Here is a 1,101-nt window from a genome sequence, read left to right as displayed (position 1 = left end):
GATATTGGCCGTGAGCCAGCCGCGAAACGCGACCTAAACAATAAGAACGCCAAAACAAAACAGCCTCTTACCAAAGAAGAAGTAGATCGCATTAAAGTTATCTTGGTGATGAGCCTGTTTACTATCGTATTCTGGGCTGGTTTCGAGCAAGCTGGCGGTCTGATGAACATTTACACTCAGCAGTACACCGATCGTATGATTGGCGGTTTTGAAGTACCTGCAGCTTGGTTCCAGTCACTAAACCCATTCTTTATCATTACGCTTGCGCCTGTCCTTGCGGTTCTATGGGTGAAACTAGGTAAACGTGAACCAAACTCACCAGCGAAATTTGCTTTAGCCATGTTCTTCTTGGCACTAGGCTTCCTATGCATGGTTGGTGCAGTAATGGAGCAAGGTGGTGATACTAACGTGAAAACATCCATGCTATGGCTAGTTGGCGCGTTCTTCTTCCATACTTTGGGTGAACTGTGTCTATCCCCTATTGGCCTGTCTCTTGTAACCAAACTGGCTCCGCTACGTCTTGCATCGTTGATGATGGGTGCATGGTTTGGTTGTAACGCTATTGCGAACTATGTCGCTGGTTACGTGGGTTCTCATGTGGGTGAACTTGGTGCAATGGCTATCTTTAGTGGCATCGCAGTAACTGCATTGATCAGTGGTGTGATTCTAATGTTATTCTCGAACACGCTTGTTCGTTGGATGCACGGTGCAGAAAACACTCACAGCACTGCAGAACAAATTGAAGAGCAACAAACACAAGTTGCTTAACATGGTTTCAAAGTTATTAAAAAGGGTCGCAATCGCGACCCTTTTCTGTATTCATTCAGTGCAGAATACCAAAGCTCTACAGCTTGCTGCGTACTAGTTCTGCCATCATATCGATATGCATGTCATCGTCATTAAGGCATGGAATATAGTGGAACTGCTCACCACCCGCTTCCATAAAGATCTCTTTGTTCTCTCCCGCAATTTCTTCCAAAGTTTCTAAACAATCAGATGAAAATGCAGGAGTCATGATATCAATTTTCTTCACGCCTTTACTGGTGATGGTTTCCAATGTTTTATCAGTGTAAGGCTGTAGCCACTCTTCTCGGCCAAAAC

Annotated in this window: 2 protein-coding genes; one reads left to right on the top strand and one right to left on the bottom strand. The window is 44.7% G+C overall.

Going from position 1 to position 1,101, the window contains the following annotated elements; translation table 11 throughout:
* On the top strand, positions 1 to 768 hold a 768-nt coding region (locus R7P67_RS25965; RefSeq protein ID WP_318086475.1), incomplete at its 5' end, for an oligopeptide:H+ symporter.
* Between the two features lie 76 nt (positions 769 to 844).
* Here the strand turns inward: R7P67_RS25965 and R7P67_RS25960 are convergent.
* Positions 845 to 1,101 (bottom strand): ferrochelatase (locus tag R7P67_RS25960; protein WP_318086474.1); only part of this gene is annotated, 257 nt, incomplete at its 5' end.

This window comes from Vibrio sp. Vb0937 (assembly GCF_033338855.1).
Note: the sequence above shows the minus strand (reverse complement) of the source record. Positions and strands in the feature narration are given on the sequence as shown.